23 protein-coding genes and 5 tRNA genes are annotated in these 24,340 nt (G+C 72.5%); 19 read left to right on the plus strand and 9 right to left on the minus strand.

Annotated features, from left to right (window positions below):
• Positions 1-24 precede the first annotated feature (24 nt).
• From ACFYMU_RS14520 to ACFYMU_RS14545, 6 genes are all read left to right on the plus strand, one after another.
• Positions 25-780, plus strand: coding sequence for an HAD family hydrolase (locus ACFYMU_RS14520; protein WP_388372619.1), 756 nt, complete (start codon positions 25-27; stop codon positions 778-780).
• Positions 781-870: 90 nt separating this feature from the next.
• A tRNA-Gln gene (locus tag ACFYMU_RS14525) sits at positions 871-942 on the plus strand.
• Between the two features lie 39 nt (positions 943-981).
• A tRNA-Glu gene (locus ACFYMU_RS14530) sits at positions 982-1,054 on the plus strand.
• Positions 1,055-1,142: 88 nt separating this feature from the next.
• Positions 1,143-1,215: transfer RNA gene (locus ACFYMU_RS14535), tRNA-Glu, on the plus strand.
• A gap of 21 nt (positions 1,216-1,236) precedes the next feature.
• Positions 1,237-1,308, plus strand: a tRNA-Gln gene (locus tag ACFYMU_RS14540).
• Between the two features lie 28 nt (positions 1,309-1,336).
• Positions 1,337-1,409, plus strand: a tRNA-Glu gene (locus ACFYMU_RS14545).
• Positions 1,410-1,472: 63 nt separating this feature from the next.
• Here the strand turns inward: ACFYMU_RS14545 and ACFYMU_RS14550 are convergent.
• Positions 1,473-2,117 carry a MerR family transcriptional regulator gene (locus tag ACFYMU_RS14550; protein ID WP_388372620.1) on the minus strand — a complete coding sequence of 215 codons (645 nt, stop codon included), beginning with the start codon at positions 2,115-2,117 and terminating at the stop codon, positions 1,473-1,475.
• Between the two features lie 87 nt (positions 2,118-2,204).
• On the opposite strand from ACFYMU_RS14550, the gene ACFYMU_RS14555 reads away from it, so the two are divergent.
• A complete protein-coding gene (locus tag ACFYMU_RS14555; RefSeq protein WP_388372622.1) occupies positions 2,205-2,768 on the plus strand; it encodes a DUF4188 domain-containing protein in 564 nt (187 codons plus the stop codon).
• A 112-nt stretch (positions 2,769-2,880) separates the two neighbouring features.
• Here the strand turns inward: ACFYMU_RS14555 and ndgR are convergent, their stop codons facing one another.
• Positions 2,881-3,597: an IclR family transcriptional regulator NdgR gene (ndgR, locus tag ACFYMU_RS14560; protein ID WP_388372624.1), complete on the minus strand. Its 717-nt coding sequence runs from the start codon at positions 3,595-3,597 to the stop codon at positions 2,881-2,883.
• Between the two features lie 188 nt (positions 3,598-3,785).
• Here ndgR and leuC point away from each other — a divergent pair, with 188 nt between their 5' ends.
• The 4 genes from leuC (at position 3,786) to ACFYMU_RS14580 (ending at position 7,065) form a co-directional block, all read left to right on the plus strand.
• On the plus strand, positions 3,786-5,210 hold the full coding sequence (gene leuC, locus ACFYMU_RS14565) for a 3-isopropylmalate dehydratase large subunit (RefSeq protein WP_388372625.1): 1,425 nt from the start codon (positions 3,786-3,788) through the stop codon (positions 5,208-5,210).
• Positions 5,211-5,215: 5 nt separating this feature from the next.
• Positions 5,216-5,809 (plus strand): 3-isopropylmalate dehydratase small subunit, encoded by a 594-nt coding sequence (gene leuD / locus ACFYMU_RS14570; protein ID WP_388372627.1) that lies wholly within the window; start codon positions 5,216-5,218, stop codon positions 5,807-5,809.
• A gap of 265 nt (positions 5,810-6,074) precedes the next feature.
• On the plus strand, positions 6,075-6,305 hold the full coding sequence (locus ACFYMU_RS14575; protein ID WP_388372629.1) for a hypothetical protein: 231 nt from the start codon (positions 6,075-6,077) through the stop codon (positions 6,303-6,305).
• Positions 6,306-6,432: 127 nt separating this feature from the next.
• Positions 6,433-7,065 (plus strand): HU family DNA-binding protein, encoded by a 633-nt coding sequence (locus tag ACFYMU_RS14580; protein WP_388372631.1) that lies wholly within the window; start codon positions 6,433-6,435, stop codon positions 7,063-7,065.
• An 87-nt stretch (positions 7,066-7,152) separates the two neighbouring features.
• Here the strand turns inward: ACFYMU_RS14580 and ACFYMU_RS14585 are convergent, their stop codons facing one another.
• Positions 7,153-7,356, minus strand: coding sequence for a hypothetical protein (locus ACFYMU_RS14585; RefSeq protein ID WP_388372633.1), 204 nt, complete (start codon positions 7,354-7,356; stop codon positions 7,153-7,155).
• Positions 7,357-7,500: 144 nt separating this feature from the next.
• A complete protein-coding gene (cofC, locus tag ACFYMU_RS14590) occupies positions 7,501-8,148 on the minus strand; it encodes a 2-phospho-L-lactate guanylyltransferase (protein WP_388372634.1) in 648 nt (215 codons plus the stop codon).
• Between the two features lie 252 nt (positions 8,149-8,400).
• On the opposite strand from cofC, the gene ACFYMU_RS14595 reads away from it, so the two are divergent.
• From ACFYMU_RS14595 to ACFYMU_RS14605, 3 genes are all read left to right on the plus strand, one after another.
• Positions 8,401-9,171: a lysophospholipid acyltransferase family protein gene (locus ACFYMU_RS14595; protein ID WP_388372636.1), complete on the plus strand. Its 771-nt coding sequence runs from the start codon at positions 8,401-8,403 to the stop codon at positions 9,169-9,171.
• Positions 9,168-10,178 carry an NAD(P)H-dependent glycerol-3-phosphate dehydrogenase gene (locus tag ACFYMU_RS14600; RefSeq protein ID WP_388372638.1) on the plus strand — a complete coding sequence of 337 codons (1,011 nt, stop codon included), beginning with the start codon at positions 9,168-9,170 and terminating at the stop codon, positions 10,176-10,178. Before ACFYMU_RS14595 ends, ACFYMU_RS14600 begins: the two co-directional genes overlap by 4 nt.
• A gap of 207 nt (positions 10,179-10,385) precedes the next feature.
• Positions 10,386-11,543, plus strand: a complete 1,158-nt coding sequence (locus ACFYMU_RS14605) for a D-alanine--D-alanine ligase family protein (RefSeq protein WP_388372640.1) — start codon at positions 10,386-10,388, stop codon at positions 11,541-11,543.
• A 12-nt stretch (positions 11,544-11,555) separates the two neighbouring features.
• On the opposite strand, the gene ACFYMU_RS14610 is transcribed toward ACFYMU_RS14605, so the two are convergent.
• Both ACFYMU_RS14610 and ACFYMU_RS14615 read right to left on the minus strand, forming a co-directional pair.
• Positions 11,556-12,038 carry a DUF3515 domain-containing protein gene (locus tag ACFYMU_RS14610; protein WP_388372642.1) on the minus strand — a complete coding sequence of 161 codons (483 nt, stop codon included), beginning with the start codon at positions 12,036-12,038 and terminating at the stop codon, positions 11,556-11,558.
• A gap of 20 nt (positions 12,039-12,058) precedes the next feature.
• On the minus strand, positions 12,059-12,292 hold the full coding sequence (locus tag ACFYMU_RS14615; RefSeq protein ID WP_019328745.1) for an Lrp/AsnC family transcriptional regulator: 234 nt from the start codon (positions 12,290-12,292) through the stop codon (positions 12,059-12,061).
• Positions 12,293-12,499: 207 nt separating this feature from the next.
• Here ACFYMU_RS14615 and ACFYMU_RS14620 point away from each other — a divergent pair, with 207 nt between their 5' ends.
• Positions 12,500-13,465, plus strand: coding sequence for a thiamine-phosphate kinase (locus tag ACFYMU_RS14620; protein ID WP_381080379.1), 966 nt, complete (start codon positions 12,500-12,502; stop codon positions 13,463-13,465).
• 201 nt (positions 13,466-13,666) lie between these two features.
• Here the strand turns inward: ACFYMU_RS14620 and rpmB are convergent, their stop codons facing one another.
• Entirely contained in the window at positions 13,667-13,852 is a 186-nt protein-coding gene (rpmB, locus tag ACFYMU_RS14625) for a 50S ribosomal protein L28 (protein WP_220646355.1), read from the minus strand.
• Between the two features lie 285 nt (positions 13,853-14,137).
• On the opposite strand from rpmB, the gene ACFYMU_RS14630 reads away from it, so the two are divergent.
• Positions 14,138-15,817 (plus strand): DAK2 domain-containing protein, encoded by a 1,680-nt coding sequence (locus tag ACFYMU_RS14630; RefSeq protein WP_388372645.1) that lies wholly within the window; start codon positions 14,138-14,140, stop codon positions 15,815-15,817.
• A 79-nt stretch (positions 15,818-15,896) separates the two neighbouring features.
• Here the strand turns inward: ACFYMU_RS14630 and ACFYMU_RS14635 are convergent, their stop codons facing one another.
• Both ACFYMU_RS14635 and ACFYMU_RS14640 read right to left on the minus strand, forming a co-directional pair.
• Positions 15,897-18,845: a tetratricopeptide repeat protein gene (locus ACFYMU_RS14635; protein ID WP_388372646.1), complete on the minus strand. Its 2,949-nt coding sequence runs from the start codon at positions 18,843-18,845 to the stop codon at positions 15,897-15,899.
• A complete protein-coding gene (locus ACFYMU_RS14640; protein ID WP_388372914.1) occupies positions 18,842-20,689 on the minus strand; it encodes an HSP90 family protein in 1,848 nt (615 codons plus the stop codon). Before ACFYMU_RS14640 ends, ACFYMU_RS14635 begins: the two co-directional genes overlap by 4 nt.
• A 166-nt stretch (positions 20,690-20,855) precedes the next feature.
• Between ACFYMU_RS14640 and recG the strand changes: the two genes are divergently transcribed.
• The 3 genes from recG to coaD all read left to right on the plus strand — a co-directional run bounded on the left by recG (position 20,856) and on the right by coaD (position 24,305).
• Positions 20,856-23,129, plus strand: a complete 2,274-nt coding sequence (gene recG, locus ACFYMU_RS14645) for an ATP-dependent DNA helicase RecG (protein WP_388372648.1) — start codon at positions 20,856-20,858, stop codon at positions 23,127-23,129.
• Positions 23,130-23,211: 82 nt separating this feature from the next.
• A complete protein-coding gene (gene rsmD, locus ACFYMU_RS14650) occupies positions 23,212-23,799 on the plus strand; it encodes a 16S rRNA (guanine(966)-N(2))-methyltransferase RsmD (RefSeq protein ID WP_388372650.1) in 588 nt (195 codons plus the stop codon).
• 26 nt (positions 23,800-23,825) lie between these two features.
• Complete coding sequence (gene coaD, locus ACFYMU_RS14655) at positions 23,826-24,305, plus strand: pantetheine-phosphate adenylyltransferase (RefSeq protein ID WP_388372652.1); 480 nt, start codon at positions 23,826-23,828, stop codon at positions 24,303-24,305.
• Positions 24,306-24,340: the final 35 nt, after the last annotated feature.

Raw genomic sequence — 24,340 nt, forward strand, 5'->3', positions numbered from 1 at the left:
GTTCGCGGCGGTACCGTCGGAGGCATGCCGATCACAGCTGTCGTGTGGGACGTCGACGACACCCTCTTCGACTACACCACCGCCGACCGGGCGGGCATGCGCGGCCATCTGGCCGCCGAGGGCCTGCTGGACGCGTACGAGACCGTGGAGCAGGCCCTCACGCTGTGGCGGGAGATCACCGACCGGCAGTGGGCGCGGTACGCGGCCGGGGAGACCTCGTTCGAGGGACAGCGCCGGGACCGCGTGCGGGTCTTCCTGGAGGAGGAGCTGACCGACGACGAGGCCGACTCCTGGTTCGGGCGCTACCTGGCGCACTACGAGTCCGCCTGGGCCCTCTTCCCCGACGTCCTGCCCGTCCTGGACGCCCTCGCCGCCAGCCACCGGCACGCCGTGCTCTCCAACTCCAGCCTCCACGTCCAGGACCCCAAGCTGCGCGCCCTCGGCGTGCGGGACCGGTTCGAGACGGTCCTGTGCGCCGCCGAACTGGGGTTCTCCAAGCCGGACGCCCGGGCCTTCCGCGCGGCCTGCGACGCCCTGGAACTCGCCCCGCACCGAGTGGCCTACGTCGGCGACCACCCGGAGATCGACGGCCGTGGCGCCGCCGAGGCCGGCCTGCTGTCCGTGTGGATCGACCGTTCGGGCGTGAGCACCGTCACGGACACGCCCATGGCGTCACGGCCCGAAGGGCCCACGGGCCTGCGCCGAATCGCCTCCCTCGCCGAACTCCCCGCGGTCCTCGGCGGGGATACCCGTTTTGGAGCGCCGTCCACCTTCGGGTAATGTTCTTCCTGCGCCGCCGGGGTCGGGCCGAAGGGCCGGTCACCGGAAGCGCGAGCTAGAACAAGAACCCCTCCGGGGCTTGCGTTCCAGTGGCCTATGGTGTAATTGGCAGCACGACTGATTCTGGTTCAGTTAGTCTTGGTTCGAGTCCAGGTAGGCCAGCTCGCAGAGCTTTTCTGCACCCGCGGATCTCATCCGCAAGCCCCCGTTGTGTAGCGGCCTAGCACGCTGCCCTCTCAAGGCAGTAGCGCCGGTTCGAATCCGGTCGGGGGTACAGATCCTTCCCGCGAGGACGACTCGGGTCGCTCCCGTCGTTCGCGTGCGGACAAAACCCGGCTCTCCGCCGGGTGGGGATCGCCAAGGCCCCCGTTGTGTAGCGGCCTAGCACGCCGCCCTCTCAAGGCGGTAGCGCCGGTTCGAATCCGGTCGGGGGTACGGAAAGGTCTAAACCACCTTTGGTCTATGGTGTAATTGGCAGCACGACTGATTCTGGTTCAGTTAGTCTTGGTTCGAGTCCAGGTAGACCAGCTCGGGCCTGCGGAAACGCAGGATCCTCGCCCCCGTTGTGTAGCGGCCTAGCACGCCGCCCTCTCAAGGCGGTAGCGCCGGTTCGAATCCGGTCGGGGGTACGTACGACGATCGATGGGCCCCCGGTTCCGGCCGGGGGCCCATCGGCGTTCCGGCCGCAGGGTCTACTCGAACCCGTACCGCCGTGCCGCTTCCTCCTCCTGCGCCAGCCGGTGCAGCGCCTGGAGGATCGGCTCCGCGAGGACCACCCCCAGAACCGCCGTCTCGGCCTTCTCGGCCTCCGACGGATGCGTCTCCACGAAGTCCAGGTCGAGCATGGCCACCTGGTGCATCAACCGCGCGTACGACGCCAGCAGTTCGGGCCCCCAGTCGTAGCCGAGCCGCCGGAACGCGGCCACCGCCACCACCAGTGAACGGTAGGCCGGGGAGATGGTGGTCAGCGCCTTGGCGTGCGGCCAGCCGAGGGTGTCCAGCAGATCGTCCACCTCGTGGTGCGCGGCCCGGACGTGGTCGTCCTCCTCGTCGGGCTCGGGCACCTGGGGCAGCGCCCACAGTGCCGCGCCCAGCCGGATCGTGCGGCCCAGGGAGTCGTCGTCGACGTGTCCGAGCACCTCCCGCACCGTCGCCACCGGGATCCGGCCGATCTGGATCATCGCCCGCACCAGCCGCAGCCGGCGCAGATGGCTCTCGTCGTAGTCGGCCGTCGTGGCGTTGATCTGGTGGCCGGGCGTCAACAGCCCTTCGCGCAGGTAGTACTTGATCGTCGCGATGGACACGCCACTGCGCTCGCTCAACTGGGCCAGCCGCATCTCTTGCGCCCTTCCTTGGTAAGTGCAACTATCCAAGCATTGCCGCAGAAGATAGTGCTGCTATCCGAGCGAGGTCAGGAGTCGTTCGTGTTCGTGAAACCGATCCGGGGACGCACCACCGCGGCCGTCGAGGGCGATGCCGTCGTGCTGCTGATCGGGATGCGCATCAATCACTTCTGGGCCGTCCACCAGTGGCTCCCGGTGATGCTGTCGATGTTCCGCATGCTGGCGGAGCTCGCCCGGGACAAGGACCGGGGGCTGCTGGGGCGTGTTCTGTTGACGGCCTCGCCGCGGACCTACTACGTGGTCCAGTACTGGGAGTCGAAGGAGAAGCTCTACGCCTACGCCGCCTCGCCCGACATGTTCCACCACAGGGTGTGGGAGATCACGAACCGCAAGGAGCGCACGGGCAAGGTGCATGGACATGTCGGCCTGTGGCACGAGGCGTACGTCGTGCCCGAGGGCTCGTACGAGTCGATCTACTTCGACATGCCGCCCTCCGGGCTCGCGGCGGCCACGGGGGTGCTGCCGGTCGAGAGCCGGGGGCGGCGGGCCGCGGAGAGGTTCGCGCACCGTTCGTCGGGTGCGAGCGGGGAGGCCGGGAAAGCCGGAGAGGTCGGGGAGGCCGGGAGGGCCGGGAAGGCCGTCTGACGGGGGAGACCGGGAGACCGGGGGACGGGGGACGGGGGAGAGGGGGAGACGGGGGATCGGGAAGGGCCCGCCGCGGCGTTGAGGCGGGCCCTCCCCGACGACGTCGGGAAGATCAGCCGGAGCGGCGCAGCGCCTCGGACAGGCGGCCGGCCGCGTCGATGACCGCCTGGGCGTGCATACGGCCCGGGTGCCGGCTCAGCCGCTCGATGGGGCCGGAGACGGACACCGCGGCCACCACGCGGTTGGAGGGGCCGCGCACGGGCGCGGAGACGGACGCCACGCCCGGCTCCCGCTCCCCGATGGACTGGGCCCAGCCGCGGCGCCGGACGCCCGACAGGGCGGTGGCCGTGAAACGGGCGCCCTGAAGACCGCGGTGCAGCCGCTCGGGCTCCTCCCAGGCCAGCAGGATCTGCGCGGAGGAGCCCGCCTTCATCGTGAGCGTCGAGCCCACCGGAACCGTGTCCCTGAGGCCCGAGAGGCGCTCCGCGGCGGCGACGCAGATGCGCATGTCCCCCTGGCGGCGATAGAGCTGCGCGCTCTCGCCCGTGACGTCGCGGAGGTGGGTCAGCACCGGCCCCGCCGTCGCCAGCAGCCGGTCCTCACCCGCCGCCGCGGCCAGCTCGGCCAGCCTGGGGCCGAGGATGAAACGGCCCTGCATGTCGCGCGCCACCATGCGGTGGTGCTCCAGTGCCACGGCGAGGCGGTGTGCCGTGGGTCGTGCCAGTCCGGTGGCCCCGACCAGACCCGCGAGGGTGGCCGGACCGGACTCCAGGGCGCTCAGGACCAGGGCCGCCTTGTCCAGAACGCCGACGCCGCTACTGTTGTCCATGCAACGATATTCGCGTCTCACTCTGTGAAACGCAAGTTCAATTTCGCGTGGAACGCGCCACCCTTGAGGTCACAGCGGCCCGCGGACCGACGGGTCCGGCGGCGGGCTCCCGGAATCAGGGGTGCGGGCGCCGCTTCCACACGATCTCTAGTTGGGCCGACGCGCTCGCGCCGGCCGAAGGGAAAGCGATGGGTAGGACACTGGCGGAGAAGGTCTGGGACGACCACGTCGTCCGGCGCGCCGAGGGCGAGCCCGACCTTCTCTACATCGATCTCCACCTGCTGCACGAGGTGACCAGCCCGCAGGCGTTCGACGGGCTGCGCAAGAGCGGCCGCCGGGTGCGCCGGCTCGACCTCACCATCGCGACCGAGGATCACAACACCCCGACCCTCGACATCGACAAGCCCATCGCGGACCCGGTCTCGCGCGCCCAGCTGGAGACGCTGCGCAAGAACTGCGCCGAGTTCGGCGTCCGGCTGCACCCGCTGGGCGACGTGGAGCAGGGCGTCGTGCACGTCGTCGGCCCGCAGCTGGGCCTGACCCAGCCGGGCACGACCGTCGTCTGCGGCGACTCCCACACCTCCACGCACGGCGCCTTCGGCGCGCTGGCCTTCGGTATCGGCACCTCCCAGGTCGAGCACGTGCTGGCGACCCAGACGCTGCCGCTGGCCCGTCCGAAGACCATGGCGATCACGGTCGACGGGGAGCTGCCCGAGGGCGTCACCGCCAAGGACCTGATCCTGGCGATCATCGCGAGGATCGGCACCGGCGGCGGCCAGGGCTACATCCTGGAGTACCGCGGCCCGGCCATCGAGAAGCTCTCGATGGAGGCCCGGATGACCATCTGCAACATGTCGATCGAGGCCGGGGCCCGGGCGGGCATGATCGCCCCGGACGAGACCACGTTCGCCTATCTCAAGGGCCGCCCGCACGCCCCCGAGGGCGCCGACTGGGACGCCGCCGTGGAGTACTGGAGGACGCTGCGGACCGACGACGACGCGGAATTCGACGCCGAGGTCCGCATCGACGCCGCCGAGCTGTCCCCCTTCGTCACCTGGGGCACCAACCCGGGGCAGGGCGCGCCGCTTTCGAGCGACGTCCCCGACCCCGCTTCGTACGAGGACGCATCGGAGCGTTTCGCTGCCGAAAAGGCCCTGGAGTACATGGGGTTGGAGGCGGGCCGGCCGCTGCGCTCCATCGCGGTGGACACCGTCTTCGTAGGCTCCTGCACCAACGGCCGCATCGAGGACCTGCGCGCCGCGGCCGCGGTCCTCAAGGACCGCAAAGTCGCCGACGGTGTACGGATGCTGGTCGTCCCGGGCTCCGCGCGCGTGGGCCTGCAGGCGGTCTCCGAGGGTCTGGACGTGGTCTTCAAGGAGGCCGGCGCCGAGTGGCGGCACGCGGGCTGCTCGATGTGCCTGGGCATGAACCCGGACCAGCTGGCCCCGGGGGAGCGCTCCGCGTCCACCTCCAACCGCAACTTCGAGGGCAGGCAGGGCAAGGGCGGGCGTACGCACCTGGTCTCGCCGCAGGTCGCCGCCGCCACCGCGGTCCTCGGCCACCTGGCCTCCCCGGCCGATCTGTCCGACGCCCCCGCGCCCGCTGGAGTCTGAGAACCATGGAAGCATTCACCACGCACACCGGCCGGGCCGTCCCGCTGCGCCGCAGCAACGTCGACACCGACCAGATCATCCCCGCCCACTGGCTCAAGAAGGTGACCCGGGACGGGTTCGAGGACGGACTGTTCGAGGCATGGCGCAAGGACCCCGAGTTCGTGCTCAACCGTCCCGAGCGGCAGGGCGCCACCGTGCTGGTCGCCGGGCCCGACTTCGGTACCGGCTCCTCCCGTGAGCACGCCGTCTGGGCGCTGCAGAACTACGGCTTCAGGGCGGTCGTCTCCTCCCGGTTCGCCGACATCTTCCGCGGCAACTCGCTGAAGAACGGTCTGCTCACGGTCGTCCTGGAGCAGAAGATCGTGGACGCCCTGTGGGAGCTCACCGAGCGGAACCCGCAGGCGGAGATCACGGTCGACCTGGAGAACCGCGAGGTGCGGGCCGAGGGCGTCACCGCCTCCTTCGAGCTGGACGAGAACTCCCGCTGGCGGCTGCTGAACGGCCTCGACGACATCTCCATCACCCTGCAGGACGAGGACGACATCGCCGCTTACGAGACGGGCCGCCCGGCGTACAAGCCGAGGACGCTCCAGGTCTGACACCCGGCTCCGCAAGGGCTGGTTTCAGCCACCGCGACACCCCTCTGTACCCCCAATCGTGGACGGTTGGGGGTACAGCCGTTTCTGCCGGAAACCGGCTCGGTGCGCCGCCTCGAATCGCAGCAACGTCCCAGGTTAGAAGGGTTGTTGCGGGGGTACCCGGGTCTGTGCGGCGCACTGCCCCGAGGTGTTCGGAGAGCCTCCGGGAGGCGGTAGTTGCCCCCCGACGGGGGCGACAACTCGCCCCAGATGGCACAATCTGTGCATGGACAACGACGGCCAACTCGAGCTCTATACGGCGGTCGCGGCCCAACTCAAGAAAGCGCACGCAAGGGTGCGTGCACTGCAAGTCCCGGAGGGCGTACGGATGGCGCTGACCCGGAAGCTGCTGGTCCTTACGGCCGCGGCCAAGCACGATCCCGCCGAAGCGGCCGGACGCCTCGAGCGGTTCATGGGCGACCTCGACGAGGAGCGAATCCCCGAAGAGGAAGTCTGAAACGGCCGAGTCCGTTGCGGCACGAGGGTGATAAGCCCGTTTCGTGTTTGATTTGCGGTATATATCTGCCTAACGTGCGAAAAAGCTTGAACACTTTCGTTCTGGCGATGTCTCCGAAGGGGAAGACGTGAACAAGGCGCAGCTCGTAGAAGCGATTGCCGACAAGATGGGCGGCCGCCAGCAGGCCGCCGATGCTGTCGACGCGGTCCTGGACGCCATCGTCCGCGCGGTCGTCGGAGGCGACCGGGTCTCGGTCACCGGCTTCGGTTCGTTCGAGAAGGTCGAGCGTCCGGCCCGTTACGCCCGCAACCCTCAGACGGGCGAGCGGGTTCGGGTCAAGAAGACCTCTGTGCCGCGCTTCCGCGCGGGGCAGGGCTTCAAGGACCTGGTGAGCGGGTCCAAGAAGCTCCCGCGCGGTGGTGAGGTCGCCGTCAAGAAGGCACCCAAGGGCAGCCTCACCGGGGGTGCCGCGGCCACCGTCAAGAAGGCCGCGGCCAAGAAGGTCACCGCCAAGAGGGCGGCGCCCGCGAAGAAGGCGGCGCCCGCGAAGAAGGTCACCGCCAAGAAGGCGGCGCCCGCGAAGAAGGTCACCGCCAAGAAGACGACGGCGAAGAAGACCACGGCGGCGGCGAAGAAGACCACCGCGAAGAAGACGACGGCCAAGAAGGCGGCCGCCAAGAAGGCCCCGGCGAAGAAGGCCCCGGCCAAGAAGTCCGCCGCCCGGAAGACCACCGCCAAGAAGAGCGCCGCCCGCAGGTAGCCGGGACGCACGGGCACTCACGCGCCGGGTCGGACTCCCCTGGGGAGCCCGGCCCGCGGTGTGTCCGGGTCCCGTCTGCCTGCGGGCTCAGAAGGTGTGCAGGGTCACCAGCGTGATGCGCCGGGCGTCGCCCTCGCCCTCGGCCTCGATCCGCACCCGCTGCCCCGGACGAAGCAGCCTGAGCCCGCCCGCGTCGAACGCCGGCGCGTCGAAGGGGAGGGGCGTGCCGTCGTCGAGCAGCACCTGACCGGTGCGCGTCTCGGGGTCGTAGGTGTACGCGGTCGCCTGCATGACGGAAGCCTATCGACCCGGCGGAAGCCCGACGACCGCCACGGCGGCCTCTCGACCGCCGGACCGCGGCGGGAAGCCGCGGCCCCTCCTGGACAGGCCGTCCGCGACGTCCGGTGCCCGGCGGGCCGACCGCGGCGCCACCCCTCAGCCGGTGGGCCCGTCCGGGATGAGCAGCCGTGCCGCCACCAGCGCCGTGCGGGGTCCCACGCCCAGTGCCAGTGCCGCGCGCAGGTCGTCGCCGGTGTCCACGTCCTGGCGCACCGAGTCCACCGCGTCGAGCACGAGCTCCCGCGCACCCGAGGCGCGGTGTCGCACCCGCGAGTCCGCGCCGAACGCCGGCCGCAGCGCGTGGCCGGGAGCGGCGGCCAGCAACGTCGTGCCGATTCCCGCGGTGTCGGGCAGAAAGGCGCGCGGAAATGCGGCGGCCTCGTCCAGGACCCGGGCCAATTCCGCGGGGCGCAGCGCCGGAAGGTCCGCGTTGAGCGCCGCCAGGGCGCGCCCGGGCCTTTGTCGCCGCACCACCGACTCCGCGTGGACGAGCGCGGCGTTCAAGCCGTCCCCGGGCTCGTCCGCGACGATCCGCGCACCCAGGGCCGCCAGCTCCCGCCCGGCGAGCGGGTCGTCCGTGACGACCGCCGCCTCGCGCACCGCCGCGCAGGCCAGCACCGCGGCCACCGTGTCCTGCGCGAAGGCGAGGGCGAGCCCGGGGCGCAGTCCGTCGGCCGCGGTGTCGGAGAGCCTGCTCTTCGCCCGCGCCAGGGCTTTCAGAGGTACGACCACAGTCCACTGCACGAGCGCTCCGTCCCTGTCTTGTCGCGTCCATTGTCACCCGGCGGCCTCGGCGGCCTAGGCGGCCTCGGCGGCCCATGGCCGTCCGCCGGGCGGGCCGCACGGTGAGCAGCGGCCGAGCCCGTCCAAGGGCAGTGGCGGCAGACGGGCGGGCGTACGGTGTTCTCGACAGACGGGCGGGCCCGGGGCGAGACTTGTGCGGCCCGCAACCCAGTGCCAGGCTCCCGTGCCGGGTCCCTAGAGGAAGGTGTCCGCGTGCCCCGCCGCAGAATCGGCTTCTGGTACCGCTTCGCAGCGGTCCTCTGCAAACCGCCGCTGGTGGTTCTGCTCAGGCGGGACTGGCGCGGAATGGAGAACATTCCGGCCGACGGCGGATTTATCACGGCGGTGAACCACAATTCCCATGTGGACCCGTTCGCCTACGCGCACTATCAGTACAACACCGGGCGCGTTCCCCGATTCCTGGCCAAGAGCGGGCTTTTCAAGAAGGGATTGGTCGGCGCCATGATGCGCCGCACCGGGCAGATCCCCGTCTACCGGGAGAGCACGGACGCGCTCAGCGCCTTCCGGGCCGCGATCGACGCCGTGGAGCGCGGCGAGTGCGTCGCCTTCTACCCCGAGGGCACCCTCACCCGTGATCCCGCCGGCTGGCCGATGACCGGCAAGACCGGTGCCGCCCGTGTCGCCCTGCAGACCAAGTGCCCGGTGATCCCCGTCGCCCAGTGGGGCGCCAACGAACTGCTGCCGCCGTACGCCAAGAAACCCCACCCCCTTCCGCGCAAGACGCACCACGTGCTCGCCGGCCCGCCCGTGGACCTCGCGCGCTTCTACGACAAGGAGATGACTCCCGAGCTGCTGAAGGAGGTGACGGAGGTCATCATGGCCGCCGTCACCCGCCAGCTGGAGGAGATCCGCGGCGAGAAGGCGCCCGAGAGGCCGTACGATCCGCGTGAGGTACGCATGGAACAGCGCCGCAGGTCCGCCGGGCAGCACAGGACGCGGCGCCACGAGGGGGAGAGCAAGTGAGCAAGCCGGTCAAGGCGGCCGTGTTCGGTACGGGATCCTGGGGGACGGCCTTCGGGATGGTCCTCGCCGACGCCGGATGCGAGGTCGTCCTGTGGGCGCGCCGCGCGGAACTCGTCGAGGCGGTCAACTCCACCCGCACCAACCCGGACTACCTGCCGGGCGTGGAACTCCCCGGGAACCTGCGGGCCACCACCGACCCCGCCGAGGCCGCCCGCGACGCCGACTTCACCATACTCGCGATCCCCTCGCAGACCCTGCGCGGGAACCTCGCGGAATGGGCGCCGCTGCTGGCGCCGGAGACCGTCCTCGTCTCCCTGATGAAGGGCATCGAACTCGGCTCCGCCATGCGGATGAGCGAGGTCGTCGAGGACGTCGCCAAGGTCGGCCCCGAACGCATCGCCGTGGTCACCGGCCCCAACCTGGCCCGGGAGATCGCCGCCCGCATGCCCGCGGCCGCCGTGGTCGCCTGCACCGACGAGGCCGTCGCCCGACGCCTCCAGGCCGTCTGCCACACGCCGTACTTCCGGCCGTACACCAACACCGACGTGGTGGGCTGCGAACTCGGCGGCGCGGTCAAGAACGTCATCGGCCTGGCGGTCGGCATCGCGGACGGCATGGGCCTCGGCGACAACGCCAAGGGCTCGCTCATCACCCGCGGACTCGCCGAGACCACCCGGCTCGGGCTCGCCATGGGCGCCGACCCGCTGACCTTCTCCGGGCTCGCGGGCCTCGGCGACCTGGTGGCCACCTGCTCCTCCCCGCTGTCGCGCAACCACACCTTCGGCACCAACCTCGGCAGGGGCATGACCCTGGAGGAGACCATCGCCGTCACCAAGCAGACCGCCGAGGGCGTCAAGTCCTGTGAGTCGGTGCTGGATCTGGCCCGCCGGCACGGCGTCGACATGCCCATCACGGAGACGGTCGTCGGCATCGTCCACGAGGGAAAGCCGCCGGTGGTCGCGCTCAAGGAGCTCATGGCGCGCAGCGCGAAACCCGAACGGCGCTGAGCCACTCCGGGCCCCGGCCTCCGCGCCCCCGCTCTCGACCGCTCCCCCGCTCGGCTCCGCCCGCTCGGCTCCGCCCGCTCGGCTCCGCCCGGGCGGCGGGACCCCCATGAGCGGGGGACCCCGGGCTTCCGGCGCCGGCGCACCCCGTCGGCTCACGCGTGAGGGACGCTGTATCAGGGCTCTGCCACCGGGTACGCTCAACGCGATATGAGCAGCGAGAACCTCCCCAAGAGCCCTGAGCAGCCGCCTCGCAGGCCCCGCGTCGCCGTTGTCTTCGGCGGCCGCAGCTCCGAACACGGGATCTCCGTGGTCACCGCCGGCGCGGTGCTGCGCGCCATCGACCGGACGAAGTACGACGTCCTGCCGATCGGTATCACCCAGGACGGACGGTGGGCGCTCACCGCGGACGAACCGGACCGCATGGCGATCACCGAACGCCGCACGCCCAGCGTCGAGGACCTGGCCGAGTCGCGGGAGGGCGGCGTGGTGCTGCCCGTCGACCCGTCGAGCCGCGAAGTGGTCTACAGCGAGCCCGGTTCGGTGCCCAAGGCGCTGGGCGAGGTCGATGTCGTCTTCCCGATGCTGCACGGCCCGTACGGCGAGGACGGCACCCTGCAGGGACTCCTGGAGCTGTCCGGCGTCCCGTACGTGGGTTCGGGTGTGCTCGCCTCGGCCGTGGGCCAGGACAAGGAGTACATGAAGCGCGTGTTCACCTCGTTCGGGCTCAAGGTCGGCCCGTACGTGGTGATCCGGCCGCGCGAGTGGCAGCGCGACGAGTCCGCCGCCCGCAGGAAGATCGTCGACTTCGCGGGTGAGCACGGCTGGCCGCTGTTCGTGAAGCCCGCGCGCGCCGGGTCGTCGATCGGCATCACCAAGGTCGACGGACTCGAGGGTCTGGACGAGGCGATCGCCCAGGCCCAGCGGCACGACCCGAAGATCCTCGTGGAGGCCGCGGTGCGCGGCCGCGAGATCGAGTGCGGCGTCCTGGAGTTCGAGGACGGGCCGCGCGCCTCGGTGCCCGCCGAGATCCCGCCGCCGGACACGCACGCGTACTACGACTTCGAGGCCAAGTACATCGACTCGACCCCCGGCATCGTGCCCGCCCCGCTGACCGAGGAGCAGACCGCCGAGGTCCAGCGGCTCGCGGTGGGCGCCTTCGAGGCCGCGTCCTGCGAGGGACTGGTGCGCGCGGACTTCTTCCTCGCCGAGGACGGCGAGTTCGTGATCAACGAGATCAACACGATGCCCGGGTTCACCCCGATCTCGATGTACCCGCAGATGTGGCGGGCGAGCGGGGTCGGATACCAGGAACTGGTGGACCGCCTCATCCAGACGGCGCTGAACCGCTCGACGGGCCTGCGCTGATTCCCCGCCCCCTCAGTCGGCGATCCCTTCGGGGATCGCCTTCTTGACGGGGGCGGCGAGGTCGGTCAGCGGGGCCAGCCCGTCGCCGGTGCGTTCCCGGGGCAGGCTCACCTCGACATAGGCTCTGCGCAGCGTCGTGGTGAAACGGAACGAACCGTCGTCCCGTTTCTGCAGCAGCCAGCCGACCCCGTTCACCTCCACGCCGTCCGCCTCCGGGTCGCTCATCTCCGGGGGTCTTGCCACTCCGCAGCGCAGTATGATCGCCGGGCTTCCCCAGCCCGCCGTGAGCGCGGACCGGGGCTCGGGATCGTTCCGGTCGAGGCCGTCCACCGTGCGCGGCAGCACCTTGTCCAGGTTCCGGCACAGCTTCGTGACCTTCGTGTCCGGGGTGGGAACCGCGGCCGAGGGGCTGTCGTCGCTTGAGGAGCAGCTCGCCGCCGCGATCATCAGAGCGAGGGCGGGCAGTCCATGGAGCCGGCGGCGGAAAGAGGTCACCGGCCAAGGGTAGACGGGGGCTACAGGTGCACCACCGGGCAGGTCAGGGTACGGGTGATGCCGTCCACTTGCTGGACTTTCGCCACCACCATCCGGCCGAGTTCGTCGACGGTGTCGGACTGGGCGCGCACGATGACGTCGTACGGACCCGTCACATCCTCGGCCTGGATGACCCCAGGGATCTTGCTGATCGTCTCGGCGACGGTCGACGCCTTGCCGACCTCCGTCTGGATCAGGATGTACGCCTGTACCACGGAACCTCCAGGGCGGCCACGAGGATCATGTGGGGAGAAGGGACGCCACGGTATCGCGTCGCTGCTCGCCGCGGGGAGACCCGCGAGGGCTGTGGCGTGAGCGCCGGGTAACACCGGCGACACAAGTTGACGGTCCACTCGACCGTATCCACGACGATGACGGCTCGCGACCGGGCCCGGCAGGCAAGAGATAGGGGACCTACGACGATGAAGGGCACCGTGGGCGAGCTCGGCGAGTTCGGGCTCATCAGGGAGCTCACCTCCCGGCTCACCACCACCCCGGCGGTCCGGGTCGGGCCCGGCGACGACGCCGCGGTGGTGGCCGCACCCGACCGCAGGGTGGTGGCGAGCACCGACATCCTCCTGGAGGGCCGGCACTTCCGCCGCGACTGGTCCACGGCGTACGACGTCGGGCGCAAGGCGGCCGCGCAGAACCTCGCGGACATCGCGGCGATGGGCGCCGTGCCGACCGCGCTGCTGCTCGGTCTCGTCGTCCCCGCCGAACTGCCCGCCACCTGGCCCACCGAGCTGATGGACGGCCTGCGCGACGAGTGCCAGGTCGCGGGCGCGGCCGTGGTCGGCGGCGATGTGGTGCGCGGCGACACCATCATGATCTCGATCACCGCGCTCGGCGATCTGCGCAACCACGAGCCCGTCACCCGCGCCGGCGCGCAGCCCGGCGACGTCGTCGCCGTGACCGGCTGGCTCGGCTGGTCCGCGGCCGGGCACGCGGTGCTCTCCCGCGGGTTCCGCTCGCCGCGCGCGTTCGTCGAGGCGCACCGTCGCCCCGAGCCGCCCTACCACGCGGGCCCGGCGGCCGCCGGCCTCGGCGCGACCGCGATGTGCGACGTCAGTGACGGGCTCATCGCCGACCTCGGGCACATCGCGGAGGCGAGCAAGGTGCGGATCGACATCCGCTCCGGCGCCATCGACATCCCCTCCCAGATGAACGACATCGGGCAGGCCGTGGGCGTCGACCCCATCCAGTGGGTGCTGACGGGCGGCGAGGACCACGCGATCGTGGCGACCTTCCCACCGGACGTGAAGCTGCCGGCCCGCTGGAAGGTGATCGGCGAGGTGCTCAACCCGTCGGCGCTGCCCCAGGTGACGGTCGACGGGGCGCCGTGGACCAGCAAGGGCGGCTGGGACCACTTCGCGGACATCGAGTCGTAGCGTCCGCCGCAGGGGCCGCGGTACGGCCGCGGACGGGGGCGCCTCCCGGCGGGACCAGGGGGTGCCCACCACCGTTGGGGGCGCGGCCGGCACATGCCGCCCGGGCGGCGCCGGTCGCCGCGCGGGCACAGCAAAAAGCCGGCCCACTGTCGTGGACCGGCTCAGTGCGGCGAACCAGCGATGGCCGCGCGCCGTCTTGCGTCAGCGCGCGACCTTGCCGGCCTTGATGCACGAGGTGCAGGCGTTCACGCGCTTCGGCGTCCCGCCGACCACGGTACGCACACGCTGGATGTTCGGGTTCCAGCGGCGGGACGTACGGCGGTGCGAGTGCGAGATGTTGTTGCCGAAGCCCGGCCCCTTGCCGCAGACGTCGCAGTTGGCAGCCACGGGTCACTCCAAAGACTTCAGATGCACTTACGGTTGATCCCGGCACGCCGGGATCAGGATCGTGGGATCTGAGTGGCGCTGCCAGGGGGAAGGCCCGATCTGGATCGGGCAACCGGAGCAGCATACAACGGCTGCGCCCGTGGAACGAAACTACCACGATCGCCCGGGCCCCCGCTCCGGCCGGGGAGGCGGCCGATCCCCCCGCCGGCCCCGTCGGCCCTCTTCCGGGACGGGACCGTTCTGGGTCTACGCTGCGTCCACGTCCAGCAGCTCGAGGAGGCGCAGGTGGCGCAGGTGCCGCAGCCATTGGATGCTCTCGCGGTGCGCACCTGGTGCGGTCTCGCGCTTCAGGCACTGGGGCGGGCCCGGGAGGAGATCGACGCCATCAACGTCTATCCCGTGGCCGACGGGGACACCGGCACGAACCTGTATCTGACCGTGGAGTCCGCCACCGCGGCCGTCGAGGCGGTCTTCACCGGATACGAGACGGGCGCCGCGGGCGGGATGCGGCGCCCGACGCTCGCCGACGCGGTGCGGGCGATGGCGCACGGCGCGCTCATCGGGGCGCGCGGCAATTCCGGGACGATCCTCGCGCAGCTGCTGCGCGGCATGGCGCAGGTGCTCGCCGACGGCGAGAGCGCCCCCGGGGGCGCACAGGGCCTGCGGCTCGCCCTGCGGCAGGCCGCCGACTCCGCGCGGCAGGCCGTGGCGCATCCCGTGGAGGGCACCGTGCTGAGCGTCGCCTCCGCCGCCGCCGACGCGGTCGCCGGGGCCGAGGGCGACTGCGGGGCGGTCGCCCGCGCGGCGTTCGAGGGCGCGCGTGCGGCCCTGGCGGCGACCCCCGGGCAGCTGGCGGTCCTCAAGCGCGCCGGCGTGGTCGACGCGGGCGGCCAGGGGCTGGTGGCCGTGCTCGCGGCCCTGGTGGAGGCGCTCACGGGGGAGGCGCCGCGCGTCCCCGACGGATCCGGGCGGCACGTCCACGCGCGTGTGGCCGCCTCGGTCGCGCCCCAGGAGTGTGCGGAGGTCCCCGGGGACGGGGGCGGGCCCGCGTACGAGGTCGTCTATCTCCTGGAGGCCGGCGACGCGGCCGTGGCGCGGCTGCGGGAGCGGCTCGACGCGCTCGGGGACTCGCTGGTCGTGGTCGGCGGTGACGGGCTGTGGAACGTCCACGTGCACGTCGACGACGCGGGCGCCGCCGTCGAGATGGGGGTCGAGGCCGGGCGGCCGTACCGGATCCGGATCACGCACTTCGCCGCCGGGGACGTGCACACCGCGGGCGCCGAGCGGCCGCCGCGGGAGCGGGTCCGGCGCGCGGTGGTGGCCGTGGTGCCGGGGGAGGGGCTGGCCGGGCTGTACCGGGAGGCCGGGGCGACGACCGTGCTCGCCCGGCCCGGGGAGCCGCCGGCGAGCGGGGAACTGGTGGAGGCGGTGCGGCGGGCGCACGCCAGCGAGGTGGTGCTGCTGCCCAACGACGCGGACCTGCATCACACCGCGGCCGCCGCGGCCGAACAGGCGCGCACCGAGGGCGTCCGGACGGCACTGATCCCGACGCGCGCCGCGGTGCAGGGGATCGCGGCGCTGGCCGTGCACGAGCCGGAGCGGCGCTTCGACGAGGACGTCGTCGCGATGACGTCGGCGGCGGGGGCGACGCGGTACGCCGAGGTCGCCGTCGCGGAGCGCCAGTCCTGGACGACGGCCGGCATCTGCCAGGCCGGCGACGTCCTCGGCCTGATCGACGGGGACGTCGCGGTGATCGGCTCCGACGTCACGGAGACGGCCGAGGCGGTCCTGGACCGCATGCTGGCGGCGGGCGGCGAGATGGTCACCCTGGTCCTCGACGACGACGCCCCGGAGTCGGTCGCGGCGCGTCTGGAGGGCCGGGTGCGCGAGGCGTACCTGGCGGTCGACACGGTGGTGTACCGGGGCGGCCGCCAGGGGGCGCTGCTGCTGATCGGCGTCGAGTGAGGCCCGCCCGGGACCGGTGGGGCGGAGGCCGGGCCGAACGGAACCGTCCCTCCGCCGCCGACGGCGCCCGGACCGGCCCTCACTCCTCCCGGTGGGCCGCCATCAGCTCCAGCATCCGCTCGGCCTCCGCGCGCCGCGCCCGCGCCGTCTCGCCGTCCCCGCCCTCCCCGTCGGCCTCGGCGTCCTCGTAGGTCTCCGCGTCCTCGTAGGCCGACAGCACCGCACGCGCGCGTGCCGACGCCGCGTCCAGGCGGCGCAGGTCGGCCTCCAGCCAGCCCGCCGCCAGTTCCGCGCCCGTGCGCGCGTCGCGCGCGCCCACCCCGGCGGACCCGAAGACCGCGATCGCCTCCGTCAGATGCGTCAGCGCCTCTTCGAACGCCGTCCGCGTCGTCTCCTCGTCCGCGTCCTCACCGACCGAGCGGGCGATCAGGTCGCCGAACTGGCGGTGGGTGTGCCCGAGTTCCGTGACCAGACCGTCGCGGGCGTCGTCGTCCGCCGCGGTGGCCGCCGCCGCGCACTCCTGGGCCGCCTGCGTCATCAGCTCCCGCGCCGCCTCCAGGCCCGGCTCCAGGCCCGCCTCCCCGCGCGCCGCGAGCCACGCGCGGGCGCGCAGGGCGCGTACCAGGCCGTGGGTGTTGCCCAGCTCCCGCCACAGGTCGCCGGCGCGCGCGTACGCCCGTGCCGCCTCCGCCGGCAGGTCCGCGCGGCCCAGCGCCTCGGCGGCCAGGTGGGCGAGCATCGCGTGGTCGCGTTGTTCCGGCCAGTGCCGGGCGGTCTCCGCGGCCTCCAGCCACCGCTCGGCCGCCGCCCGGTGCTCGCCCAGCTCCGTGTGGCAGTCGCCGAGCCACCACTGCGTCTGCACGATCGCCCCGTCACCGTGCGTCTCGGCGGTCAGGTCGGGCAGCGCCGACTCCAGCACCTCGGCCGCCTCCGCGAAGCGGCCCTGCCGCAGCAGGAATCCGCCCAGCTGGTACCGCGCCCAGGCGCCCAGCGTGGGGCCCTCGCCCGCCTCGTCGGCCCAGTGCGCCGCTTCCAGGGCGTGCTCCGCCGCCTCGGCGAATTCGCCCGACGCGCCCAGCACCTCCGCCAGCTGGAGGTGCAGTTGCGCGCCGCCGAGCGGCTCCAGATGCTCCCGGCCGTGCTCGAGCGCCGCGCGGGCCGCCCGCTGTGCGCCCTCCGCGTCGCCGAGCTGCCGCGCGATCCCGGCCAGCCGCGCCTCGTGCTCCACCGCGAACCACGGCAGACCCGCCGCCACGTACTCCTGGGCCGCCCGTGCCAGCAGCTCCGCACCCGCCTCCGCGTCCCCGGCGCGTCCCGCCAGCTCCCCGAGCATGGCCGTCGCCTCGGCGGCCCGCGACGCGAGGCGCACGTCCGAGGTGTGCGGCCCGGCGAACGCCAGCAGCTCCCGCACGGCCTCCTCGGCGGCCTCGGCGACGCCCTCGTCCTCCCGCAGCCGGTGCATCAGGACGCGGGCCCGCCCGACGAGGACGGACGCCGTCTGCCGCGGCCCCGTCGCGCCCTCCTCGAAGAGGGCGAGCACCCGCTCGCGCAGCCCGGCGACCGTCTCCGGCGCATCGTCGGCCCGGTCGGTCAGGGCCCGGACGAACGTGGCACGGGTGCGTGCCGCGAGCGCCTCGCCGGGGTCGCCCGCCGCCTCGTACAGCTCGGCCGCGCGGTCGAACAGCTCGGCGCCCTCGGGGCCACGGCTCAGCGCCTCGTGGTCGACGAGGTCCGCCTGGTCCCGGGCGGACAGCTCGGTGCCCTCCGCGGCCGCGGCCCGCGCCACCGCGGCCCACGCGTCCATGGAGGCCGGATGCACGGCGTCCGACAGGCGCCGGGCCTGGGCGAGCAGCTCGGCGAGGCCGCGCTCCCGCTCCGGTGCGACCGGCGCCGGCGCGGCCACGGGCGCCGCCCGCACCACCCGCACGCCCAGCGGCAGCCGGTCCACCAGCGGGCGGCGGTCCATCCGTTCCCGGGTGCGCTCGCCGACGTACGACGTGCCGTTGCGCGCGTCGAAGCGGGCGGCGAGCGACAGTGCCTCCCCGCGTGCGTGTGCGGCCAGCTCCCGGGCGGTCCACTCCCGGCCCGCCGGCCCCGGCACCGTGCGCTCGCCGAGCCCCCGCTCGACCAGCCGGTCCATCAGCAACGCCACCACGGCCAGGAAGTCCAGCCTGCTGCGCGGCTCCCCGGCGTCCGTGAAGTACGCCGGGCGCTCGGCCAGGAGTTCGAGACCGCGCGCCTCGTTGCCGGTCAGCGCGCAGAACTCCACGTGGTCGGCGTACGAACCCCGCATGCTCTCCATGGCCCGCACGAGCCGGACGCCGCGCAGGTGGTGCGCCCGCGCCTCGTCCGGGCGGCCCAGGCGCAGCAGCGGCAGCAGGGAGGAGGCCAGCACGGCGTGCGGTTCGTGCGCGCAGACGTACTCGCCCTCCAGAACGGGCCCCCACAGCTCCAGCGCCTGAGCGTCCTCGCCCCTGCGGGTCTGCCACCACCCCTGGTCGTGCAGTTCGCACGCGTGGCAGTCGGCCATCTCGTCGCGGTCGGCGGCCAGCCACGCCGCGTAGGCCCGTTCGGCGCGCCCCAGGTCCCCGATATGCGCGGCGACGCTGAACTCCGCGCTGCGCACCGCGCGTTCGGAGTGCCCGGCGAGCCGGTAGCGGTGCTCCATCTCACCGAGCCACTTCTCGATGGAGGCGAGCGGGATGTGCGGCTGGCCCAGCATGCCCGCCGACATCCACTTGAAGACCCAGTGCAGCGAGTGGACCTCGTACGCGTCGAAGTCCTCCGGGCGCTCGTCCCACATGCGCAGCAGCCGCGCGAAGGGGACGAACATCTTGGCCTTCTCGGAGCTGTAGTTGTAGACCTTCAGCTGGTGGCCGAGCGCCTCGATCACGGCCAGCGGGATGTTCAGCTTCTCGGCCTCCACCAGCAGCTGCTCCGCACGCGCGTTGCGCGCCGGGCCCTCCGGCTGCTCGTAGTTGTCGGCCATCGCCCGGCGCAGCGAGTCGAAGTCCATGACCTGGCTCATCGGGAGCCGTCCTCCGGTGAGTTGGTGTGGGTGGCCCATTCGAGGAGGCCGATGAACGCGCGGTTCAGCAGCGCGGAGTCGGCGGGACGCAGCGGTCGCTGGGCCATCAGCAGCGCCTGCCCGTAGAGGGACTCCGTGGCGGTGCCGATCAGCTCCGGGTCCCCCAGGGAACCGATCCTCCTGATCAGCGGATTGAGGTGGTTGAGCACCAGGCGCGCCCGGGGCGCGCTGCCCCGCAGCGAGCCCAGGATGCCGGCCCACAGGTCGTCGGCCTGCTCCTCGGCCTCCGCGCGGGCCTGCTCGTGGCGGGCCGTCCGGTCGTCCAGGTGCAGCGCCGGCACGGACAGGGGATGGAAGGCGCGCAGGACCACATCGCAGCCCAGGGGGTCGAGCCGGGCGCGCGCGGCCGCCAGGAAGCCCGACAGCGCCAGTTCCTCGGCCGGGTCGACGGAGTCCAGGTGCGCGGTCACGGTGTCCGCGTCCAGTTCCGCGACCACCGTCCCCGGTCGCACGGACGGCAGCGACTCCACCAGCTCGCTGTCGTAGGTGTAGCCGCCGTTGACCACGCCGACGCCCTGCGCGGACGCGATCGGGGCCACCTGCCGGTACTCCTCGACGGTCCGGGTGAAGTGCACGACCGGGTGCCGCTGTGCGAACTCCTCCAGGGACAGCCGCCCGTCCGTCGTCTCGAAGGGGAGCCACGGCAGCATCGTGCGCAGCATCTCCCGGTCGTGCCGCGCGAGCGACTTCACCCCCAGGTGGTGCACGGAAAGGAACGCGGCGAGGCGCTCGGGGTCGCCGGCCGCGAGCCCGGTCAGCCACGACCGGATGCGCTCGCCGAGGGCCTCGCGCACGGCCGTCAGGGTCTCGTCCTCGTACAGCGACTCGCGGGAGGCCGTGGGCCGCAGGCTGTCCGTGTCGAGCACGCAGCGCACGAAGAACGCCCAGTCGGGCAGCAGCTGTTCGGCCCGTTCGGTCAGCAGCATGCCCTTCAGGTGCACGCGGTGGCTCGCCCGCTGGGCCGGGCTGACCGCGCTGGGCAGCACGTAGGCCACCCCCCGGATGCCGGCGAGCGGCACGTCCAGGTCGATGGTGTCCAGCGGGGTGAACCCGAACAGGTCGTGGCAGTGACGGGCCAGGGCCACCCGGCGGGTGGCGGGCGAGGGGTACGCGCGGTCCCAGGGCGCCGGCAGGTCCGCGACCGCCTCGTCGCCGACCCGGACGTCGTACGGCAGCAGCGACCCGAAGTCCCGCGCGAGGGACCGCACCCGCTCCGCGGAGAGCCAGTCGGCGGCGCCCGGACGCGCCGCCAGGTGCACCGTGGTCCCGGGTTCGGGCCGGGCGTCGTGCGGCAGGGTCCGCACGACGTACGACCCGTCGTCGGAGGCCGTCCACTCGACGGGCGGCGCGTCGGGTGTGCGGGCGCTGCGGCTGACGACCCGGATGCGCTCGGCGACGACGAAACACGCCAGCAGACCGATGCCGAACTGCCCCAGGAAGTCGGAGCGGACCTCCTGCAGCCCGTCCGCCCGCTTCGAGCTGCGCCCGATGGTGGCGAGGAGGCTGTGCACATCGGACTCGGTGAGCCCGATGCCGGAGTCCTCGACGCGGAGGGTGCCGCCGTCGGTGTGCAGCCGGACCGTGGCGGGCGCGTCCGGCTCCCGGGTCCGACGGGCGGTGATCGCGTCCACGGCGTTCTGCAGCAGTTCGCGCAGATAGACCTTGGGACTGGAGTAGAGGTGATGGGACAGCAGGTCCACCAGACCGCGCAGGTCGACCTGGAACGTATGAGGTGGAGGAGGTGACTGAGGTGCCTGTGATGACTGTGAGGTCTGGGAGTCCATCGTCACGGCGCCGCGGGTGGGGGAGGTCGACGGCGCGGGGTCGGGCGGTCCCGGTGGGGCGGTGACCGCGGGGCGAGCCGGGAAGTGGGTCATCCTAGGCCGCGAGCCACCCCGCTGACCAGCGGATTCGCAAGACGTTACGGCATTGTCGGTGGCGTGGTGTGCAATGGATCTCGTGCCCGCACTGGAAGAACCGCTGAAGAAGGTGCTCGGCCCCGCCACCGCGAAGGTGATGGCCGAGCACCTCGGCCTGCACACCGTCGGAGACCTGCTCCACCACTATCCGCGCCGGTACGAGGAGCGGGGACAGCTCACCCACCTCGCCGACCTCCCCATGGACGAGCACGTCACGGTGGTCGCCCAGGTCGCCGACGCCCGACTGCACACCTTCGCCTCCGCCAAGGCGCCGCGCGGCAAGGGCCAGCGCCTGGAGGTCACGATCACCGACGGCAGCGGCCGGCTCCAGCTGGTCTTCTTCAACAACGGCGTGCACAAGCCGCACAAGGAGCTCCTGCCGGGCACCCGCGCCCTGTTCGCGGGCAAGGTCACCGTCTTCAACCGCCGGCTCCAGCTGGCCCACCCGGCGTACGAACTGCTGCGCGGTGACGACGTCGCCGAGACGGTGGACAGCTGGGCGGGCGCCCTGATCCCCCTCTACCCGGCCACCGCCAAGCTGGAGTCCTGGAAGATCGCCAAGGCGGTGCAGACGGTGCTGCCCAGCGCCGGCGAGGCCGTCGACCCCCTGCCCGACGCCCTCCGCGACGGCCGGGGCCTGGCCTCCCTCTCCGAGGCCCTGCTCAAGATCCACCGCCCGCACACGAAGGCGGACATCGCCGACGCCCGCGCCCGCCTGAAGTGGGACGAGGCCTTCGTCCTCCAGGTCGCCCTCGCCCGCCGCCGCCACGCGGACGCCCAGCTCCCGGCGGTCGCCCGCGTCCCCGCCCCGGACGGCCTGCTGACGGCGTTCGACGCGAAGCTCCCCTTCACGCTCACGGAGGGCCAGCGCAAGGTCTCCAAGGAGATCTTCGACGACCTGGCCACCCGACACCCCATGCACCGGCTGCTCCAGGGCGAGGTCGGCTCGGGCAAGACGCTGGTGGCCCTGCGCGCCATGCTCGCCGTCGTCGACGCGGGCGGACAGGCCGCGATGCTCGCGCCCACCGAGGTGCTCGCCCAGCAGCACCACCGCTCGATCGTCGAGATGATGGGGGAGTTCGCCAGTTGGGGACTGTGGCGCGAAGCGCCTCCGCAGAAGGGCGGTGGCGGGCGACGGGAGGGAGGGATGCTCGGCGGGGCCGAGCAGGCCACCAAGGTCGTGCTGCTCACGGGGTCCATGGGGGCGGTCGCGCGACGGCAGGCACTGCTCGACCTCGTCACCGCGGACGCCGGCATCGTGATCGGCACGCACGCGCTGATCGAGGACAAGGTGCGCTTCCACGACCTCGGCCTGGTCGTGGTGGACGAGCAGCACCGGTTCGGGGTGGAGCAGCGGGACGCGCTGCGCGGCAAGGGGAGCCAGCCGCCCCATCTGCTGGTGATGACCGCCACGCCCATTCCTCGGACCGTCGCCATGACCGTCTTCGGCGACCTGGAGACCTCCGTCCTCGACCAGCTGCCGGCCGGGCGCTCGCCGATCGCCAGCCATGTGGTGCCGGCAGCGGACAAGCCGCACTTCCTGGCGCGTGCCTGGGAGCGCGTGCGCGAGGAGGTCGCCGGCGGCCACCAGGCGTACGTGGTGTGCCCCCGCATCGGCGACGACGCCGACGAACCCGGCGCCCCGCAGCGGACCAGGAGGTCGCCCGAGGAGGAGGCGGAGGCGGCGAAGCGGCCCCCGCTCGCCGTGCTCGACGTGGCCGACCAGCTCGCCACGGGGCCCTTGCGGGGGCTGCGGGTCGAGGTGCTGCACGGGCGCATGCCACCCGACGACAAGGACGCGGTGATGCGCCGCTTCGCCGCCGGCGACACCGACGTCCTGGTCGCGACGACGGTCATCGAGGTCGGGGTGAACGTCCCGAACGCCACGGCCATGGTCATCATGGACGCCGACCGCTTCGGCGTCTCCCAGCTGCACCAGCTGCGCGGCCGTGTCGGCCGGGGCTCGGCGCCCGGGCTCTGTCTCCTGGTCACCGAGATGCCCGAGGCGAGCGCGGCCCGCCGACGGCTGGACGCCGTGGCCTCCACCCTCGACGGCTTCGAGCTCTCCCGCCTCGACCTGGAGGAGCGCCGCGAGGGCGACGTCCTCGGGCAGGCCCAGTCCGGTGCCCGCTCCTCGCTGCGCATGCTCGCCGTCATCGACGACGAGGAGATCATCGCCGAGGCCCGCCAGGAGGCCGCCGCGGTGGTCGCCGCCGACCCGGACCTCCGGCACCTGCCCGGACTGCGCACGGCCCTGGAGGCACTCCTGGACGAGGAGCGGGAGCGATACCTGGACAAGGGCTGACCCCGTCCCGTCCGGGCGTGCGGCCGTGCCCGGCTGCGACACTGGAGGCGTCACCGCCCACGCACACCGACAAGGACCGCAGATGACCCGCGTGATCGCCGGCCGGGCCGGAGGACGCCGCCTGTCCGTACCGCCGGGGAACGGCACCCGTCCCACCTCCGACCGGGCGCGCGAGGGCCTCTTCTCCACCTGGCGGTCCCTCCTCGGCGGCTCCCTGGAGGGCGAGCGCGTGCTCGACCTGTACGCCGGCTCGGGCGCCGTCGGCCTGGAGGCGCTCTCCCGCGGCGCCGGCCACACCCTGCTCGTCGAGGCCGACGCCCGGGCCGTGCGCACCGTCCGCGAGAACGTCAGGGCCCTGGGCCTGCCCGGCGCAGAGGTGAGAGCGGGCAGGGCGGAACAGATCATCCGCACGCCGGCGCCGGCGCAGCCGTACGACATCGTCTTCCTGGACCCGCCGTACGCCGTCTCCGACGACGATCTTCGCGAGATTCTGCTCACACTCCGTACGGGAGGCTGGCTCGCGGCCGATGCCCTCGTCACCGTGGAGCGCAGCACCAGAGGCGGAGAATTCCGGTGGCCGGACGGCTTCGACGCGATCCGGGCCCGTCGCTACGGCGAAGGAACCTTTTGGTACGGTCGCGCCGCCTCTACGTGCGAAGACGCACGATGACCGGACCGGAGAGCGAGGGATCACAAGTGCGCCGCGCCGTATGCCCCGGGTCGTTCGACCCGATCACCAACGGACACCTCGACATCATCGCCCGTGCTTCGAAGCTGTACGACGAGGTGTACGTGGCGGTGATGATCAACAAGTCCAAGAAGGGTCTGCTCGAGATCGACGAGCGGATCGATCTCATCCGCCAGGTCACCGCCGAGTTCGGGAACGTCCAGGTGGAGGCGTTCCACGGCCTTCTGGTCGACTTCTGCAAGCAGCGCGACATCCCCGCCATCGTCAAGGGGCTGCGCGCCGTCAGCGACTTCGACTACGAGTTGCAGATGGCCCAGATGAACAACGGCCTCTCCGGTGTGGAGACCCTCTTCGTCCCCACCAACCCCACCTACAGCTTCCTGTCCTCCTCGCTCGTCAAGGAGGTCGCGGCCTGGGGCGGGGACGTCTCCCATCTGGTGCCGCCGGTCGTCCTGGAGGCCCTCGGCAGGCGGCTCAGGCAGGACTGACCGGTCCCGCGGGGCCCTCCCCGGATCTGACAGAC

It is taken from the genome of Streptomyces sp. NPDC007264 (genome assembly GCF_042869095.1).
Lineage (GTDB): Bacteria > Actinomycetota > Actinomycetes > Streptomycetales > Streptomycetaceae > Streptomyces.